The sequence below is a fragment of the Brevibacillus panacihumi genome (genome assembly GCF_003710985.1).
In the GTDB taxonomy this organism is placed as follows: domain Bacteria; phylum Bacillota; class Bacilli; order Brevibacillales; family Brevibacillaceae; genus Brevibacillus; species Brevibacillus panacihumi.
The window spans coordinates 24,690-41,467 of record NZ_RHHT01000007.1 but is presented as its reverse complement, the minus strand read 5'-3'; the positions used below and the strand labels follow the sequence as shown (position 1 = coordinate 41,467).

15 protein-coding genes and 1 pseudogene are annotated in these 16,778 nt (G+C 51.3%); 4 read left to right on the top strand and 12 right to left on the bottom strand.

The window, feature by feature from the left end:
• The first annotated feature begins 68 nt into the window (after nt 1-68).
• The 3 genes and pseudogenes from EDM58_RS05155 to EDM58_RS05145 all read left to right on the top strand — a co-directional run bounded on the left by EDM58_RS05155 (nt 69) and on the right by EDM58_RS05145 (nt 1,658).
• Nucleotides 69-260, top strand: a complete 192-nt coding sequence (locus EDM58_RS05155; RefSeq protein WP_122912404.1) for a hypothetical protein — start codon at nt 69-71, stop codon at nt 258-260.
• Nucleotides 261-464: 204 nt separating this feature from the next.
• Nucleotides 465-695: pseudogene (locus EDM58_RS26145) on the top strand (Nif3-like dinuclear metal center hexameric protein); the annotation flags it as partial.
• A 60-nt stretch (nt 696-755) separates the two neighbouring features.
• Nucleotides 756-1,658, top strand: a complete 903-nt coding sequence (locus EDM58_RS05145; protein ID WP_122912403.1) for a LysR family transcriptional regulator — start codon at nt 756-758, stop codon at nt 1,656-1,658.
• A 45-nt stretch (nt 1,659-1,703) separates the two neighbouring features.
• Here the strand turns inward: EDM58_RS05145 and EDM58_RS05140 are convergent, their stop codons facing one another.
• From EDM58_RS05140 to EDM58_RS05095, 10 genes are all read right to left on the bottom strand, one after another.
• Complete coding sequence (locus EDM58_RS05140; protein WP_122912467.1) at nt 1,704-2,672, bottom strand: ABC transporter ATP-binding protein; 969 nt, start codon at nt 2,670-2,672, stop codon at nt 1,704-1,706.
• A 2-nt stretch (nt 2,673-2,674) separates the two neighbouring features.
• Nucleotides 2,675-3,652 carry an ABC transporter ATP-binding protein gene (locus EDM58_RS05135; protein WP_023556734.1) on the bottom strand — a complete coding sequence of 326 codons (978 nt, stop codon included), beginning with the start codon at nt 3,650-3,652 and terminating at the stop codon, nt 2,675-2,677.
• Nucleotides 3,653-3,693: 41 nt separating this feature from the next.
• The gene (nikC, locus tag EDM58_RS05130) at nt 3,694-4,587 is read right to left on the bottom strand and encodes a nickel transporter permease (RefSeq protein WP_183187428.1); all 894 of its coding nucleotides are present in this window, start codon (nt 4,585-4,587) and stop codon (nt 3,694-3,696) included.
• Between the two features lie 22 nt (nt 4,588-4,609).
• A complete protein-coding gene (gene nikB / locus EDM58_RS05125; protein ID WP_023556736.1) occupies nt 4,610-5,530 on the bottom strand; it encodes a nickel ABC transporter permease in 921 nt (306 codons plus the stop codon).
• A gap of 61 nt (nt 5,531-5,591) precedes the next feature.
• Nucleotides 5,592-7,133 (bottom strand): glutathione ABC transporter substrate-binding protein, encoded by a 1,542-nt coding sequence (locus tag EDM58_RS05120; protein WP_122912401.1) that lies wholly within the window; start codon nt 7,131-7,133, stop codon nt 5,592-5,594.
• 26 nt (nt 7,134-7,159) lie between these two features.
• Nucleotides 7,160-8,332: a M20 family metallopeptidase gene (locus EDM58_RS05115; RefSeq protein WP_122912466.1), complete on the bottom strand. Its 1,173-nt coding sequence runs from the start codon at nt 8,330-8,332 to the stop codon at nt 7,160-7,162.
• A gap of 277 nt (nt 8,333-8,609) precedes the next feature.
• Nucleotides 8,610-9,644 (bottom strand): NADH:flavin oxidoreductase/NADH oxidase, encoded by a 1,035-nt coding sequence (locus tag EDM58_RS05110; protein WP_122912400.1) that lies wholly within the window; start codon nt 9,642-9,644, stop codon nt 8,610-8,612.
• 129 nt (nt 9,645-9,773) lie between these two features.
• On the bottom strand, nt 9,774-10,244 hold the full coding sequence (locus tag EDM58_RS05105) for a hypothetical protein (protein ID WP_148039304.1): 471 nt from the start codon (nt 10,242-10,244) through the stop codon (nt 9,774-9,776).
• Between the two features lie 229 nt (nt 10,245-10,473).
• Nucleotides 10,474-11,577: a citrate synthase/methylcitrate synthase gene (locus tag EDM58_RS05100; protein ID WP_122912398.1), complete on the bottom strand. Its 1,104-nt coding sequence runs from the start codon at nt 11,575-11,577 to the stop codon at nt 10,474-10,476.
• A gap of 112 nt (nt 11,578-11,689) precedes the next feature.
• Nucleotides 11,690-12,604, bottom strand: a complete 915-nt coding sequence (locus tag EDM58_RS05095; RefSeq protein ID WP_122912397.1) for a LysR family transcriptional regulator — start codon at nt 12,602-12,604, stop codon at nt 11,690-11,692.
• 293 nt (nt 12,605-12,897) lie between these two features.
• On the opposite strand from EDM58_RS05095, the gene EDM58_RS05090 reads away from it, so the two are divergent.
• A complete protein-coding gene (locus tag EDM58_RS05090; protein ID WP_122912396.1) occupies nt 12,898-14,550 on the top strand; it encodes a DUF6583 family protein in 1,653 nt (550 codons plus the stop codon).
• Between the two features lie 56 nt (nt 14,551-14,606).
• Here the strand turns inward: EDM58_RS05090 and EDM58_RS05085 are convergent, their stop codons facing one another.
• Entirely contained in the window at nt 14,607-14,969 is a 363-nt protein-coding gene (locus tag EDM58_RS05085) for a cupin domain-containing protein (protein WP_122912395.1), read from the bottom strand.
• Between the two features lie 43 nt (nt 14,970-15,012).
• Nucleotides 15,013-16,701, bottom strand: a complete 1,689-nt coding sequence (locus tag EDM58_RS05080; RefSeq protein WP_122912394.1) for a methyl-accepting chemotaxis protein — start codon at nt 16,699-16,701, stop codon at nt 15,013-15,015.
• Nucleotides 16,702-16,778 lie beyond the last annotated feature (77 nt).

Below are 16,778 nucleotides of genomic sequence, written 5' to 3'. Positions count from 1 at the left end.
TGATAGGATGGAGGAACAACTTGGATTTTTCAGACAAAAGGCGATCTTCTTTTAATGGGGGAAAGAAAATGTCAGACGACATCAATCGGCAAGTTCTCGAAGAACTGAGAAAGATGAATGAAAAACTGGATCGGCTGCAGGAATCCAAGAGACTGTCCACACCGATGAAGCTGGTCGCCATCTTCCTGGGTTTCTTGATTATCGGTCCTCTTTTTGCGGGTGTGATTTCGTACCTCCTCTCATTTTTCGATAAAGCATAAACAAGGAGATGAATGCCGACATGGAATCACGCCGTGCCATCGGAGCAAGGCTTGATCGACTGTTTTGCTTAGACGAATGGGAAGCTGACCCAGCATTTCGCCGCTTCATTCCCATGGTTTATGAGCCGCTCCGTTTCGATTGGGCTCACTTTTTTGAAGCTGATTTCGTGCAGCGCTTCAATGGCTTTATGCTGGCGGGCGCTGGGGGCGCAAGCGTACATCACCGGAGAAATCCATTGCCACATTGACAACCCCTACGGAAAACAACGCTTCGCCCAGATGATGGAGTACGTCGCGGAAACGACCATGTCCTTGATCGGCGTCTCTCATTCGGCATCGGAATACCTGGTGATGAAAACGCAGATGAAGCGCTGGTTTGAACAGAGCACCTCCCTGCGCGTGGTCTTGCTGCCGCAGGAAAAGTGGTGGCTGTAAACTTTTCAACTTGGCCTCCCTCATGTAGAATAGCCCTAACGGGTAAGGGGGGGACAAGCTGTGAATGACCAGGACTGGTCCTTGCTAGAAGCGATCTACGACGAAAAGAATCTGACCAGAGCAGCCGAAAAACTGTATATTTCCCAACCTGCGCTGACGTATCGCATTCAGCAGATCGAGCAGGAATTTGGCGTAAAGGTCATTTATAGAAGCAATAAAAAGATCAGCTTTACCCCCGAGGGAGAATACCTCGTCAAATACGCCAAAAGGATGCTGCTGGAACGCCGGAAAACAAAGGATGCTGTCCTCAGCATGAGCAAGCATGTGCAAGGCTCGCTGCGGATCGGCTGTTCAAGCAACTTCGCCTTGTATAAACTGCCATCCTTGATCAAGCAGTTTCTTGTTTTGTATCCAAAGGTAGAAGTGAATGTGAATACCGGTTGGAGCTCCGAAGTGATGAAATTGCTGCAGAACGAGGATGTTCATGTCGGAATCGTCACGGGAGATTACAAGTGGCTCGAAAAAAAATCGGTGATCACGGAAGAGCCTCTCTGTATCATTTCCAAACAGCCCATCGATTTGGACGACCTGCCAAAGCTGCCGCGGATCAATTATGTTCCCGCAAAGAGCCGATTTAATCCTACGAATCCGTTGATCTCCAAAATCATTGATAATTGGTGGCTCGAACGGTTCGACGGTCCCCCTCTGATCATCATGAACGTGGACAAGGTAGAGACCTGCAAAGAAATGGTTTTCAACGGTTTGGGCTATTCGATCATCCCCCGCGGGGCATTGGTTGACCGTGACCGGGATGCGTTTTATTCCATCGACCTGCACTATACGAACGGCGAAGCCCTCATGCGTAGAACCTGGATGCTGTATCGGGAGTCTTCTTTGGGACTGTCCGCTGTAGATCGTTTTGTCCATTACGTGCAGACCCAATACGAAAAAAAGATCGAGTAGCCCTTCTCTTGGCCTGCTCGATCTTTTCTTATCTCCGACTACTCGCTATTCATAGAGGTGACAGGCGACATATCGCCCGTCTACTTCTGTCCACTTTGGTCTTTGCGTCTTGCAAATTTCCATGCACGCCTGGCAGCGGGGGTGAAACGTACATCCCTGGGGCGGATTGGCCGGGCTAGGGACATCTCCCTGCAGCACAATACGCTCTCTTTTGGCCAACGGGTCGGGAACGGGAACAGCAGACAAGAGTGCCTGCGTGTAGGGGTGCAGAGGCGTATCGTACAAATCATGTTTGTCCGCCAGCTCCACCATTCTCCCCAGATACATCACACCGATTCTGTCACTGATATGCTTCACCACGCTCAAGTCATGTGCGATAAACAAGTAGGTCAAACCAAACTGCCCCTGCAAATCCTGCAAAAGATTGATCACTTGCGACTGGATCGAGACGTCGAGTGCGGAGACCGGTTCATCCGCCACAATCAATTGCGGCTCCAAAGCCAATGCCCGGGCAATCCCGATGCGCTGTCGCTGTCCGCCGCTGAATTCATGCGGATGTCGCTTCGCATGGTAGCTGCTCAATCCGACGACTTCCAGCAGCTCATCCACACGCTTGTCTTTTTCCTTGCCGGCGTATAGCCGATGAATCTCCATCGGTTCGGCAATGATCTCGCCCACTGTCAAACGAGGGTCCAGCGACGCGTACGGATCCTGAAAGACCATTTGCATGTTCTTGCGCAATTTGCGCAGTTCTCTCGGTTTCATCCCTACCAGATTTTTTCCCTCATAGATGACTTCTCCCTCGGTTGGCTGCAGCAGTTGCAGAATGGTCCGCCCTGTGGTGGATTTGCCGCAGCCGCTCTCGCCTACCAACCCCAGTGTTTCCCCTTTATAAATGGTAAAATCCAATCCGTCTACGGCCTTTACATGGTTGACTGTCCGCTTGAGCAGCCCTTTCGTGATCGGATAGTACTTTTTCAAGTTTCTGATTTCGACCAACGGCGTTTGTCTCATGCTCATGCCTGTTCCCCCTTTGCCTCGTAGAGCCAGCATCTGCAGGAGTGATTGTCTTCGATTTCATTCAGTTCTGGAATCTCCTGCCTGCAGATGTCCGTCGCATATTCACAGCGGGGAGCAAACGTACACCCTTTTCGCAGCGTACCCGGTATCGGAACGCTTCCTTTGATCGAATACAGACGCTCATCCGTTCCGTTCAAGCGTGGAATTGACTTCATCAAACCCTGTGTATACGGATGCTTGGGATTGGTGAACAAGGTGACGACATCAGCCTCTTCGACTACTTTTCCAGCATACATGACGATAACCCGGTCGCACATCTCCGCCACGACACCCAGATCATGGGTAATCATCATGATTGCCGTATTGTGCTTCTCCTTCAATTCCCGCATCAAGTCCAGAATCTGCGCTTGAATAGTCACATCCAAGGCTGTTGTCGGCTCATCGGCGATCAGCAGCTTGGGATTGCATGACATGGCCATCGCAATCATGACCCGCTGCCGCATCCCGCCTGACAACTGGTGGGGATATTCATCCACAATCTGTTCAGCCCGAGGAATGCCGACCAGCTTCAGCATATCGATGGCCCTGGCTCTGGCTTGTTGTTTGCTGTATTGCATGTGAATCTCGATCGCTTCACCGATCTGCTGCCCAATGGTAAAAACGGGATTGAGAGAAGTCATTGGCTCCTGGAAAATCATCGCCATTTCGTTTCCGCGCACTTTCCTCATCTCTTCATCAGACAAGGCAAGCAGATCACGCTCCTGAAACGAGATTGAGCCTGCCACTACCTTCCCCGGCGTCAACCGCATCGTGGTCAAGGACGTAACGCTTTTTCCGCAGCCTGATTCCCCTACGATGCCAACCGTCTCTCCCTCATATACCACGATGTCTACCCCGTCTACTGCCGGGACAACCCCTTCTTCTGTTTGAAAATAAGTCTTCAACCCTTTGATTTCCAATAATTTTGGTTTCAACGCTCTCCCCCCTAGACGGATACACAGATGCTCCTGCGATATTACAGCTTCATTTTGGGGTCGAGCGCATCACGTAATCCGTCCCCAAGCATATTGAAGCCCAGAACCAGAAACATAATGGCCAACCCTGGCATGGTACTGACATGGGGGGCAACCCTCAAGTATTCTCTCCCTGTACTGAGCATAGCTCCCCATTCTGGCGTAGGAGGCTGCGCTCCCATTCCGAGAAAGCTCAATCCTGCCGCTGTAATGATCGCCGTAGCGATCCGCATGGAAGACAGGACGATGATCGGTGCGATGCTGTTCGGAATCACGTGCTTGATGATGATGTGCAAGTTGCTTCCGCCCATCGCCTTAACTGCTTCGATGTACTCTTTGTCCTTGATGGAAATGACAGAGCTGCGGGATAACCGGGCAAACGTCGGTACGGAAAAAATCCCGATCGCGATCATGACGTTGATCATTCCCGGCCCCAGCACACTGACTATGGCAAGCGCCAGCAAGAAGCTTGGAAAAGCCATAAAAATATCCATGATACGCATGATCAGTGTATCGGCAAGCCCTCCGAAATAGCCGGAGATGGTACCCAATGCCACACCCAAAATGACGGCGATCAGCACCCCGACAATTCCTGTCATCAAGGAGATTTGTGTTCCGTGGATAATGCGCGACAGAATATCCCGACCAAATTCATCTGTACCGAAGGGGTGGCTCAGGCTCGGTCCCTCCAGCATGATTTGCATGTTTTGCTCGATCGGATCATAAGGGGCCACCCATGGGGCCAACAATGCGACTGTCACACAGAATACCACCATCCAGAAGCCGACCATCGCCCGCTTGTTTTTCTTGAAGCGGCTGACCATCATCTTCCATTGCGACCGACTGGCATAGGCATGCTCCGACGTGCTCTCGTCCTGTTGAAGTGCCAAATCTATCTGACTCATGGTGTGCTCCTTTCTACTCGTATTTCACTCGCGGATCAACCAATCCGTAGCACAGGTCCACAAGCAGATTGACGATCACGAAGATGGCAGCGACAAACAATATGCTTCCTTGAATGGAAGGATAGTCTCGGAACTGAATGGACTGGATGATAAAGCGGCCGAGCCCGTTAATGGAAAAAACCGTCTCGGTCAATACCGCTCCACCCAAGAGCGTCCCGAACTCCAGCCCGATGATCGTAACGATGGGAATCAGGGCATTTTTCAAGGTGTGCTTGTACACGACCAGCTTTTCTTTGACTCCTTTGGCTCTCGCCGTACGTACAAAATCCTGGTTGATCACTTCCAGCATGCTGGAGCGCGTCAAGCGCGCAAGGATGGCGGAAGAGGACAAGCCCAATGCCAAAGCCGGCAGAATAAAGTGGCTGAAACCGTCATTGCCACCGGACGGAAGCAGGTTCAAGTAATAGGAAAAGAGAAGAATGAGCATCAGGCCCAGCCAGAAAACCGGCAAGGAGATTCCGAACAAGGACACCATCATGGTTACATTGTCGATCAGGCTGTTGGGACGCGTCGCGGAAAAAATACCGGCAAAAAGGCCAATCACGACCATAACGGCAATTGCCATGACGGTCAGAGTGATTGTCGAGGGAAAGCGGCCCATGATCTCATCCAGGACCGGCCGCTCTGAACGCAAAGACACGCCGAGGTCGCCCTTCAGCAGATTGGAGACGTACTTTCCGTACTGCACGTACAAGGGTTGGTCAAGTCCCAGATGCTCCCGGACTTCCGCTACCTCCTCCGCAGACGCTTCAGGCCCTGCAATCATGCGGGCAGGGTCGCCGGGTACGGCATGGATCAAGAAAAAGGTCAGGATGGAAACCCCGATCAGGGTCGGAATGACTTGAAGCAGTCGCTTCACAATGTATGCAAACAACTGGATGCCTCCTCACTTAAGAGGAGGAGGATGGTCATCCATCCCCCGCCTCATCCATTCGTTATTTTTTATCGGCGTCGCGCAGAATCAGCCGCTCTGTATTGGAACCGTACACACCCTCTACATTTTTGCGGACACCGATCGGTTGTTTCATTTCAACCAGGAAGATCCAAGGAGCTTCATCTTTGATGATTTGCAGCGCTTTAGCATAGATTTGTTTGCGCTCCTCCTCATTCGTTGTCTTCATCCCTTGATCGATCAATGCATCCAGCTCTGCGTTGGAAAAGAGCGTGCGGTTATTGCTTCCTTCCGTGGAGAAGTTCGGACGCAATCCCCAGTCGGCATCATTCGTCGGCACAGCCCAGCTCAGGAGGAAGAGATCGTAGCCGGAATTCGGATCGTCAATGGCTTCCTGATAAGCGCCCCACTCCCATTTGCGGAACTCTACGTTAAAGCCGACAGCCTGCAAATTGGCCTGTACAAACTCGGACAGCTGGCGATCCATCAGATAGCGCCCTTCCGGCGTCCAAAGCTTGATGGTCGTGCCTGGCTTGACTCCTGCCTCCGCCAACAGCTGCTTGGCCTTTTCCGGATCGTACGGATACGTTCCGACTGGCGAATAGCCCCATGTCAGCCCTGAAATCGCTGCTTCTGCCGGCTTGGCGTTGCCCATCATGATCTTGTTTACGATGGTTTCTTTGTCTACGGCATAGTTCAGTGCTTGGCGAACCTTCACATTGTCGAATGGAGCTTTTTGCGTGTTCATCCCCATGTACAGATTGCGGTTGCTCGGGTACAGTTCGACTTTTACCTGGTCGTTGTTTTTCAGACGATCGATATCAGTGGCGGGAATCGGAAGAATCACATCAGCTTCGCCTGTTTCCAGCATCAGGCTGCGCGCCGCATTCTCGACTACCGGCTTGAACGTGATCGATTTTACTTTCGGCTTCTCGCCCCAGTAGTTCGGATTGGCTTCCAGAACCAGCTTCTCGCCTGAAATCCACTCCTTGAATTGATATGGCCCTGAACCCACTGGCGACTTCCCTACGCTCTTCCCTTTTTCTGCGGTATTCTTCGGACTGTGGATTCCACCGTTCGGATGCGCCAGCGTAGCCAAGAGCGGAGCGTACTGGAATTTCAACTGGAACGTCACTTTGTATTCGCTCTCTACGGATACGGATTCGATAAAGTCAGCAAAAAGAGATCGTCTTTTCAGTTTGTTGTTTTTATCCAGAATTCGATCGAAGCTCGCTTTGACGGCTTCGGCGTTTACAGGCTCTCCGTCTTGGAACTTGGCTCCTTCCTGCAGAGTGAAGGTCCAGCTTTTTCCGTCTTCCGACATGCTCCATTCCTTGGCCAGTTCCGGGATGATGTTCATATCCTTGTCAAACGTGACGAGCTTGTCGTAGATCAGTTCGGTCGCATGCAGAGAAATTCCGTCTGATGCGTCTTGAGGATCCAGGCTGATCGGTTCAGAGCCTAATGCGACTACCAGATCCTTGGGACCTTCCGCAGCAGGCTGCTCTCCGCTGGAAGCGTTGTTTCCACAAGCTGAGAGAAGCAGCATGAGTGAAGCAATAGTAAGTGAAATCAGTCTTTTCAAACAAATCTCCCCCTGTTTATATTTGTCTATGGCAGCTTGTTGCTTTTGGCCGCCTTGAACTCCTCTTGGATCTCCTGCAGTACGTCAGGCATGGTAATCAGATCATAGACTGTCCCGGCAATGGCTTTTGCTGCCGTAATGACTGCCGCATGGCCATCTGCGCTTTTGCCAGCCTCCACCCATTCTCTCGTATGATTGGAGACGCCGAACGGAACAAACGAGACCCTCAGGCATGCGCCTGGGACGCGGTGCGTAACGGTGCTGAAATCCGTTGAGCCGGTGCTTTGGCGCGGGGGTGTAATTTCTCTGGCCCCAACCTGACGGGCATTTTCCAGCAGCAGATCATTCAAACGCTGTACATTCAGCTTGTTGTCCAGCGCCTTTCCTTCGTGGATGGTCAATTTCGCTCCCGTAGCCAGAGCAGCTCCGCGAGCTACGTTGAATACACGCTCCACTACCGTGTTCAGATATTCACGATCAGCAGCTCTGATGAGAAATTTGGCCGCAGCCCGCTCCGGCACGATATTGGGTGCTGTTCCTCCATCGGTAATTGTACCATGGATTTTTACATCGGATCGAACGTGCTCCCGCAAGTATTCAATTCCATTAAAAGTAAGAAGGACCGCATCCAAGGCGCTAATTCCCTGCTCTGGCGAGACGGCAGCATGGGCCGCCTTTCCTGTGAAGACAAAGTCCACGGAGTTGATGGCGAGCGATTTGCCATCGACAGTGGTTCGGTCTCCGCCATGCATCATCAGGGCCGCATCCAGACCGTCGAATAGGCCAGCCTCTGCCATCGGCACCTTGCCGCTGGTCGTCTCTTCTGCCGGAGTCCCGAACACGATGATCGTAGCTGGCAAATCACCCAAATTGTTGCGAAGCGCGATCGCCGCGCCGGTGATGGACGAAGCCTGCAGGTTGTGACCACACCCATGTCCCAGTCCTTCCAACGCATCGTATTCACATAACAAGCCAATGACAGGACCGCCCGGCTTGCTCGTATAGGTCGCCTTGAAAGCGGTGGGCAACCCCGCGACTCCCTTCTCCACTTGAAAGCCGTGCTCAGCCAATGTACGGGTAAGCAGCTCTGCCGCTTTGAATTCCTGATGCCCAAGTTCAGGATTTTCATGGATAAAATCATTGATTCCAATGATCATGTCCCGGATTTGTTCAACTGTCGTGTAGATGTTTTCTTTCATTTGATTCACGTTATACCTCCATCGCTGTCTTCTGATTCCGACCGCGCTTCCTTTTCTTGGAAACGTTTTCAACTTGTCTTGCCTTGGGGTTATGTTAAACCTACTTGATTGCACTCCTTTCGTAAAATAGAAGACATTTATGGAATCCTTCAAAAATTTCTATTGTTCCGTCGACCCTCATCAAAAAAGCCCCGTCATCCGACTGACGGGGTTTATAAAAAAGGGGCCGATCCCCTGGTCATGTGGATGACCTTTCGGGATCGCCCCTATGTTCGATTTATCGTTTGGGAAAACCGGGTTCGTACTGCTTGGGAATCTCGACCTCGCCCGACAGCTCGCGGATGGCATGAATCGCCCAATACGGATCGTGCAGCATTCCGCGGCCCACTGCGATCAGATCTGCATCGCCATTCCCCAGTGTCGCTTCCGCCACGCGGGCATCGTCCAGTTTGCCCACTGCTATGACAGGAACCTCGAGAGCTTGGCGGATCGCACGAGCAAATGGCACCTGGTATCCTGGATGAATACCCGGACGACCGCGAGAGCCGATCGGTCCTTCTCCGCCGCTCGATACGTGGAAGATGTCAACCCCTGCTTCCTTATAACGGCGGCAAAGCTCAATACTATGCTCCAGACCGTAGCCTCCATCGACGTACTCTACTGCAGAGATCCGCATGATCAGCGGCATGTCGGCTGGAATGACCTTTTTGATCGCCGAAACGACCTCTACACCGAACAATGCCAAGTCTTGTCCGTACTGATCGTCGCGCTTGTTGGTCAATGGGGATTGGAACTGGTGGATCAGGTAGCCGTGGGCTCCATGAATCTCGATCGTGTCCACCCCTGCTTCTACCGCGCGCCGCGCAGACTCGGCAAACTTGACGACCATCTGCTGCACCTCTTCCGTCGTCAAAGCGCGCGGTGTTTTGTACACGTCACCTTGAAAACGAATCGGCGAAGAAGATACGGGAACCTCCGCATCCTCGGCTTTGCGGCCTGCGTGTGCGATCTGAATACCGATTTTTGCCCCGTACTTATGTACTTCGTTCACGATGCGGGCATATGCTGGGATCTGTTCATCTGACCATAAGCCCAAATCTCTGTTGGAAATGCGGCCATCCGGCTCGACATCGGTCATTTCCATGATGATCAGACCAGCCCCGCCTACTGCCCGGGAGACGTAGTGAACAAAATGCCAGTCATTTGGAGTTCCATCCTGAGCATCCACCGAGTATTGGCACATCGGCGGCATGACCACGCGATTTTTTAGCGTAAGACCTTTGTACGAAAACGCAGAAGCTAACAACGCCATCTGTCCCACTCCTTCTTTTTTTCTTCATCATGCCAAAACGTTCGTGGTTGCGCAATCCCAAGCTGCACTTGCCCGACACTTGTCAAAGGGCAGACAATAGCCCGCATCGCCTTGATCGTAGCGACGGTACTATTCTTCCTTGGGTTTCAAAGCAATCCTGGTTGCCTTCCCGTCGATAAACATGACATCAATCTGCCCTATATCCGTTACGTATACATTGTGGATATAGGGGGTTTTGGTTCCTGACAGCTGTAACCATTCCCCACTTTTCGTTTCTGCAGGCTCTCCAAAGAGTTCGTTCACCACTGCCTCCAATTGGTCTTCGATCGATTTGCCGTCGAATCGAACTTCTGATGCCGCAAATGGGAAGTCATTCATTATCGTGTCTTCCTCCGGCCTATCCAATTTGTACCTTTCCGCTATCGCAGCAAGTTGCTCTTCCTTTGTTAAGCCTGAATGTTCGCCTGGATTGGCAACCGAAGGAGCCGCTTCTGTCATCGAATCCGAATTACTGCATCCCCCAAGAAGCACAGCCACAACGAGCATGTATAATATCGATCTCATCCTATATCCTTTCCTTTCATCTTCTCTATAAACCATTAAGGGCACACCAGCAACAAGCGATGAGCCAGTATTAGACTCATCGCTTGTTGCCTCCCAGTTTATAATTTTTCATCATATTTGCGCTCATCTCACCGTAATCAAGGACAAATCAAGGATACCAAAGACGGCAATTGATTGTCAAATATTCCCATATATTCAACAACCCTATCTTGATACAACAAACGGGAGCTACCCAATAGGATAGCTCCCGTCTTCTATCTCCGCCTTACTCCGGCATCGTTCCTGTATAGTTCAACTGCGGACGAATAATCCGGTTGCTGCTCGCCTGCTCCAAAATATGCGCGCTCCAGCCGACGACCCGGCTGACTGCAAAGGTAGGTGTGAACAGATCATCTTCCAATCCCACTGCGCGCATCACAGCAGCGGCAAAAAATTCTACATTGGTATTCAGCTTGCGCCCAGGCTTGTACTCGGCCAGCAGTCTTAAGCCCACCTGCTCGACATGCGTCGCCAGATCAAACCAGGGATCGTCCCCCGACAGTTGTTCCGCCACTACACGCAAAGCGGTCGCCCGTGGATCAATGGTTTTGTAGACGCGATGGCCAAAGCCCATCAGACGCCCGCCGCTCTCCAGCTTGTTGCGCAGCCATGGTTCCGCGTTTTCCTTGGTGCCGATCGCTTCGATCATTTCCGTCACCTCGGATGGCGCGCCGCCATGCAAAGGCCCTTTCAACGTTCCGATCGCTCCGGCAATCGCCGAGATCAGGTCCGATTCTGTCGAGGTGACCACGCGGCCAGCAAAAGTAGAGGCATTCATCCCATGCTCCTGTGTCAGAATCAGGTAGGCATCCAGTGCGCGGACATGCGCATGGCTCGGTTCCGTTCCTTTTAACATGTACAGGTAGTTGGCGGTGTGATCCAGCTCCGGATGTGGATCAAGCGGTTCGCGTCCCTGCAGACAGGCGTAGCGGAAGGCCACGATGGTCGGCATCTTGGCTGTTACCGAAATAACCTGCTCCAATGTCGGCGGCCAGCCGTAAGAAGCATTTCCGAGTGCCGACACCCCAGTGCGCAGCACACTCATCATATCGACATCTGCAGGGATCAAGCGAAGCATTCCTTTTACGTGCTCGGGCAGTTCACGATGCTGTTTGAGCTGATTCTTGAGCGCAGACAATTCCTGCTCATTGGGGAGATGTCCGTACCACAGCAAGTGGGCAACTTCCTCGAAGGTATGATGAATCGCCAGATCGCGTGCCCAATACCCTCGATAAACCAATAATCCGTTCAACCCGTCTACCAGACTCAGGTCTGATTCTGCCACCGCGATGCCATCCAGCCCGATGGCCAACTGGAATTGTTTACTCATGAATCGCCACTCCTTTACGCTGCATCTTCTCTTTTCCTTTAGTATATCGATTACGTTTCACGATATGAAATAAAATAATTACAGAGTTTTGATTACCATTCACAATCGATATTTAATTCCTTCCTCCGTTAACGACTGGCGGCATAGGGGGATACAGTCCTTGCAAAATCTCCTTGAAATCCTGTACAGGGGCAGATCCGCCTCCCTTGGGCACCACCAGGTAGGAAGCGACGTTGGGTAATGCCAAACCTGGCGTTGGCAATTCAATAAAGCGATTTTCAAACAGATCCCGGCTCACTGCCGAACGAGGCAAAAACGATACGCCCAATCCATCCTCAATAAATCGCTTGGTAATGTCGACTTGCGATACCGTCATCGTCCGCAGGCTAAATCCGCGCTGGCGCAACAGCAGCAGCAGGTCATCCCAGTACCCCGGATGATTGTGGGTAAGAAGCCGCTTGGTTTGCAATTCTTGCTCCCAATCGGGAAGAGGCGCTTCCATATCTCCTCCATTATGAGGAACCGCAAACACGATGGGGTCCTCGTACAACAGATAAGTCGTCAGATGAAACTCCCCCGGCACGATACGGCTCAGTCCCAGGTCGGCCTGCCCGCTCTGCACCAATGGACCGATATCGACCGATTCTGCAATCCGAATGGACAAGTCCACATCCGGATACAACTTGGTGAACCGATGCAACAGATGAGACAACCGCGCCCTGGCGATGATCGGCGAGACGGCAATTTGCAGCTTTTCCCGGTATCCCTGTCTCCAAGCTTGCAAATCTTCCATGCTGTGATGCCATTGCTCCAGCAATCCTTTGGCATGGGGCAAATAACGCCTGCCTGCTGCTGTCAATCGAACGCGCTTGCCTACCCGCTCAAACAGCGATATGCCCAGTTCTTTTTCCAGCTGCCGAATATGCTGACTGACGGTCGGCTGGGCGATAAAAAGAGCCTCCGCGGCCTGATGGAAATTTTCAGTCGTTGCCGCTACCAGAAATGTCTGCAGCACACGGAAATCCATATTATCTCCTCCTCCTGCCATGAGATGCAAAGCGGTGCTTTTTCCAATCAATAATGGCTCATTCCTATATCGGCAGAACCATGCTTTCTTGACACTGTTCGAGTTTTTTCGGCAAAAGCAGGACTCCATGACCGGGTAAAAAGGCACTTTTTTCCTATTTTCGTAAGGAATTGATTGGAAAATCATTTTCTTCGCATTTCCATGTGTTACAATACGAAACTGAGTGCGTCAATCATGAGGTGACTGCGCACCGTTTATTCTACAGCAGATAGAAAGTAAAAGGGGAGAAAGTGATGGAGACGACACCAAACGTCCAAACACCGCGAAAAAGCTCTAAGAAAACCATGCTGATCGTGGGGGCGGCAGTTGTAGTGGTCCTCGGAGGATTAGGAACAGCCTTCGCCAAATTCGATTTTTTCAAAAGCGCCAAGACGATTTATTTGCAATCTGAGGCGACAACAATGGCCAAGTTTTCCAGCGAGGTTTCACAGAAGTATGCCGAGTATGAAGCTTATATGAAGCCATATATGGAACAACCTGTTCATACGACAACCGAGGTCAGCGACATCACCATCGATGCAGACATTCCAGACCTAGAAACCGGCAAGGCTCTTGACCTGATCAAAAGCGCCAAATTCGTCATTAACAGCAATGTTGACGAGCAGAAAAAGCAGCAGTCCGGCAATGTCGAGCTTCATCTGAAATCGAAAAAGCTGGCTACTGTTGAGTACTTCCTGAATGATACGCTGTTCGGCTTCCGATTGCCTGAGTTTTACAGCAAATACGGCTATATGGATCTGAAGGACCGCGATGTGATCAAGCAGCAGTTCGGCGAAGAGCTGCCGAAGCGTTTCCTCACCTATAGCGATCTGTACCAAGCCGTACAGGTAAAGGAAGATGAGGTAAAAAGCATTCTCACTCCTTATGCCTTGCTGTATGCCGACAGCTTGAAAGATAGCCAAATCAGCCTGAAGAAAGATGTGGCCTTCAACGAGGAAGGCTTCCAGACAAATGTAAGTGAAGTGACCGTTACCTTCACACCGGAGGAAGCTTCCAGCCTGCTGACGCAAATTGCGGAAAAAGCGCAAAAGGACGAAAAGCTGTTCGACCTGATCTACTCCCGTTACAATAACGTGACGACCTTGCTGAACGACTCCGGCTACCAATTGGAGGGCGTGATGTCTCGCGAAGAATTCAAGAAATCGTTTGACCAAACCTTCACAGACATGATCGAAGAAGTCAAAGTAGACGGCAAACAAACGGATGAAACATTGAAAATGATCGTCCAAATCGACGCAGACCATCAAATCATCTCTCGCAAGGTCCTGGTGGCCAACGAGAAAGATCAAAAAGAAAGCCTCTTCTGGAAAAGTATTTCTTACCAGAACGGTGCAGATACCTACAATCTGTACAGCCTGATCAATCCGGAAAATCCGGATGAAACCGAATTGACTGTCTCCTACAAAGGAAAAGAAGAAAAAGGAAAAACAAACGGTGCTGTGAGCTTCTTTGTCAAAGATGATGCCACACCTGTCGTGGATTTAAAAACCACTTTCGAGACCACAAAGCAAGATAAGAAAGAAGACGGCACCTATGATTTCAACATTACCGTCTTGGATGAAGAAATCATGGAAAACATCACCCTGTCTGGAAAAATCACCTCCAGCATGACCAAGACAGATACAGGTCGCGAATCGAATGCTGACTTCACCATCAACTTTGACCAAACCGAGCCGGATATGCCGCGCAGCATCAGCATGAAGCTGAAAGCGACGGAAGAATACGGTAAGCCGCTGGAAATCCCTCAAGTAAATGAGAGCAACGGCGTCAACCTGGCAAAAATGAATGATATGCAGATGATGGAAATCCAGCAGGAAGTAGAAGTCTCCCTGCAAAAATTCATGCAGGAAAATGCTGAGCTGGTACAAGAATTTATGATGCCATAAGCATGTTACATGGAAAAAGGACGCGGGGATTTGTTCCCGTGTCCTTTTTGTGTACCTCAGCCAAGCAGAGGCATATAGGATTCCGGGTTCAGTCCCTCTCCTTCGATCACCATGGCAACCATGCCTTCTTCACTGCCGGACTCGTGCCCCTCGCCCGCTTCCCAAAAGGCAGCTTGACCGGCTCTGATGGGGACAGGCTCCGAATCGTCTTTTCCCCTGACCCAGCCCTCCCCCTCAACGACGAGGAAAAGCTGATTGACGACTGCCGGATGGTAGCCCAGGACGCCTTTCGGCCCGAGGCGGATGCATCCGATCGCCACGGGTCCCTGCGTCCTCACAATGCGGGAGATCGCAGCGTTGATCGAATCATATTGGTTGATCACATGTCCCGCCTGCTGGTCAAAACGGAATCGTTTCATACGTGACTCCCCCATCTCTAAATGGTAATTGCCTCTCTCCCTATTAGACCTTGAAACGCCCAATTCCTTTTTCCAGTTCTTCTGCCAGACGGGTCAGCGAAGCGGCAGAAGTGTAGATCTCCTCCATCGAAGCAAGCTGCTCCTGGGCCGCTGCCGAGACATCGAGGGTGCGGGAGACAGCGTTTTGGGTCACTTCTGCCATCGTGTACATGGCTTGTGATACCTTGTCCGTACTGTCCGTCAAGGAACGGGAAGCCGCGGATACATCCTGCACTTGTGACGCGACGCCATCGACCGCCTCGCGAATGCTCGAGAACACTTTCCCTGCCCGTGTCACACCCTGAATCCCAGTCGTCACCTCTTCTTGCCCGGAATTCATGGTAGTGACTGCTTCTACTGTCTCATTTCGAATCATCTCAACAAGCTGCGTAATTTCCCGTGCCGAATCGGAGGATTGTTCCGCCAGCTTGCGGACTTCATCCGCCACAACCGCAAAGCCTCTGCCATGCTCTCCAGCTCGCGCGGCTTCAATCGCTGCATTCAGCGCCAAAAGATTGGTCTGGGCGGCAATTTCCGTGATGACATGGACAATTTGACCGATTTGCTGGGAACGATCTCCCAATCTTCCCACCAACCTAGACAGATGTGTCATCGTCTCTCCGATATGGCTCATCTGAGTAACCGCTTGCTGTATCGTCAAATTCCCGTCGGCTGCCAGCTCCGATGTCTGGACCGCCGTACTGGTCACTTGCTCCGCCCGCGTCGCAATCTGGCTGATCCCCGCCGTCATCTGGTCAACCTCGGTGTGGCTTGTTTGTACATTTTGCGTTTGAATTTCCGTGCCTTCCGCTAGGCTTTGCATGGTGGTCGAGATTTGCTCGGTCGCCCGGCTGGTTTGTTCGGAGCTGGCCGAGAGCTGTTCCGCTGCTGCAGCGACCTGCTGGGCATTTCCCCGGATCTGCAGGATCAACTCGCGCAAATTGCGCAGCATCTGGTTAAACGAAGCCGCCAACATGCCGATTTCATCCTTGGAAGACACCTTCAATTCACGGGTTAGATCCCCCTCGCCCTCGGCGATGTCGCGCATTTGCTTATTGACTCGATGCAGCGGGATGACGATGGAGCGAACCAAATACACGCCAACCATGATTGAAAACAGAATGCTGACAACACCGCTGATGAGCTGGACTTGGTTTGCCATCTCCACTTGCTTGGCTTGCTCGATCTCACTGGCGTCGAGAGCAGCCATGGCCTCCTCCATCAAAGCCGCAACGCCCTCGTCCAGTTCCAGTCTCGCCAGACGTTCATCTCCAAAATGAAGCATTTGGGCTTCTTTTTGTTCACCGCGCTCCCAGTGTTTTATCATTAACGCGCTTTGGTCCATATACGTGCGATACAATGTTTCGATGTTTTGCAGGGCTTCTTTCTTATTGTTGCTAAAGCTCTCCAAATCGTTCAATTTTTGAAACAGAGCCTCCAGGCGTTCTGCTTTGGCTATCATTTTCTCCACGTACTGAGATTCTCCAGTAAGCAGGTAGCCGCGTTCATCATTGTTTCTCCCCGTCATGACAAATTGAATCTCGCGCAAATCCGACAAAGCTCGAGTATCCTCTACCATCTTCTGATACGATTTGGCAACTTTGTCATTTTGGATGAAGATGTACACGGAAGAACTGATTACCACAAGTAAAAGCACGCCAAATGCCAACAAAAATTTGGTCCTTAGTTTCACAAAGAAGCCCCCTCACATGATGTCTGAACCTTCTACCGTTATGGATACATTGCTCATTTCCCCCTTTTACCCGGTTC

What these genes read in the sequence shown, in the direction of transcription:
- EDM58_RS05155 (WP_122912404.1), top strand. Translation starts at nt 69, where the DNA reads ATGTCAGACGACATCAATCGGCAAGTTCTCGAAGAACTGAGAAAGATG.
- EDM58_RS05140 (WP_122912467.1), bottom strand. Translation starts at nt 2,672, where the DNA reads ATGAGACAAACGCCGTTGGTCGAAATCAGAAACTTGAAAAAGTACTAT.
- EDM58_RS05115 (WP_122912466.1), bottom strand. Translation starts at nt 8,332, where the DNA reads ATGAAAGAAAACATCTACACGACAGTTGAACAAATCCGGGACATGATC.
- EDM58_RS05110 (WP_122912400.1), bottom strand. Translation starts at nt 9,644, where the DNA reads ATGGCGTTGTTAGCTTCTGCGTTTTCGTACAAAGGTCTTACGCTAAAA.
- EDM58_RS05105 (WP_148039304.1), bottom strand. Translation starts at nt 10,244, where the DNA reads ATGGTTTATAGAGAAGATGAAAGGAAAGGATATAGGATGAGATCGATA.
- EDM58_RS05100 (WP_122912398.1), bottom strand. Translation starts at nt 11,577, where the DNA reads ATGAGTAAACAATTCCAGTTGGCCATCGGGCTGGATGGCATCGCGGTG.
- EDM58_RS05095 (WP_122912397.1), bottom strand. Translation starts at nt 12,604, where the DNA reads ATGGATTTCCGTGTGCTGCAGACATTTCTGGTAGCGGCAACGACTGAA.
- EDM58_RS05090 (WP_122912396.1), top strand. Translation starts at nt 12,898, where the DNA reads ATGGAGACGACACCAAACGTCCAAACACCGCGAAAAAGCTCTAAGAAA.
- EDM58_RS05085 (WP_122912395.1), bottom strand. Translation starts at nt 14,969, where the DNA reads ATGAAACGATTCCGTTTTGACCAGCAGGCGGGACATGTGATCAACCAA.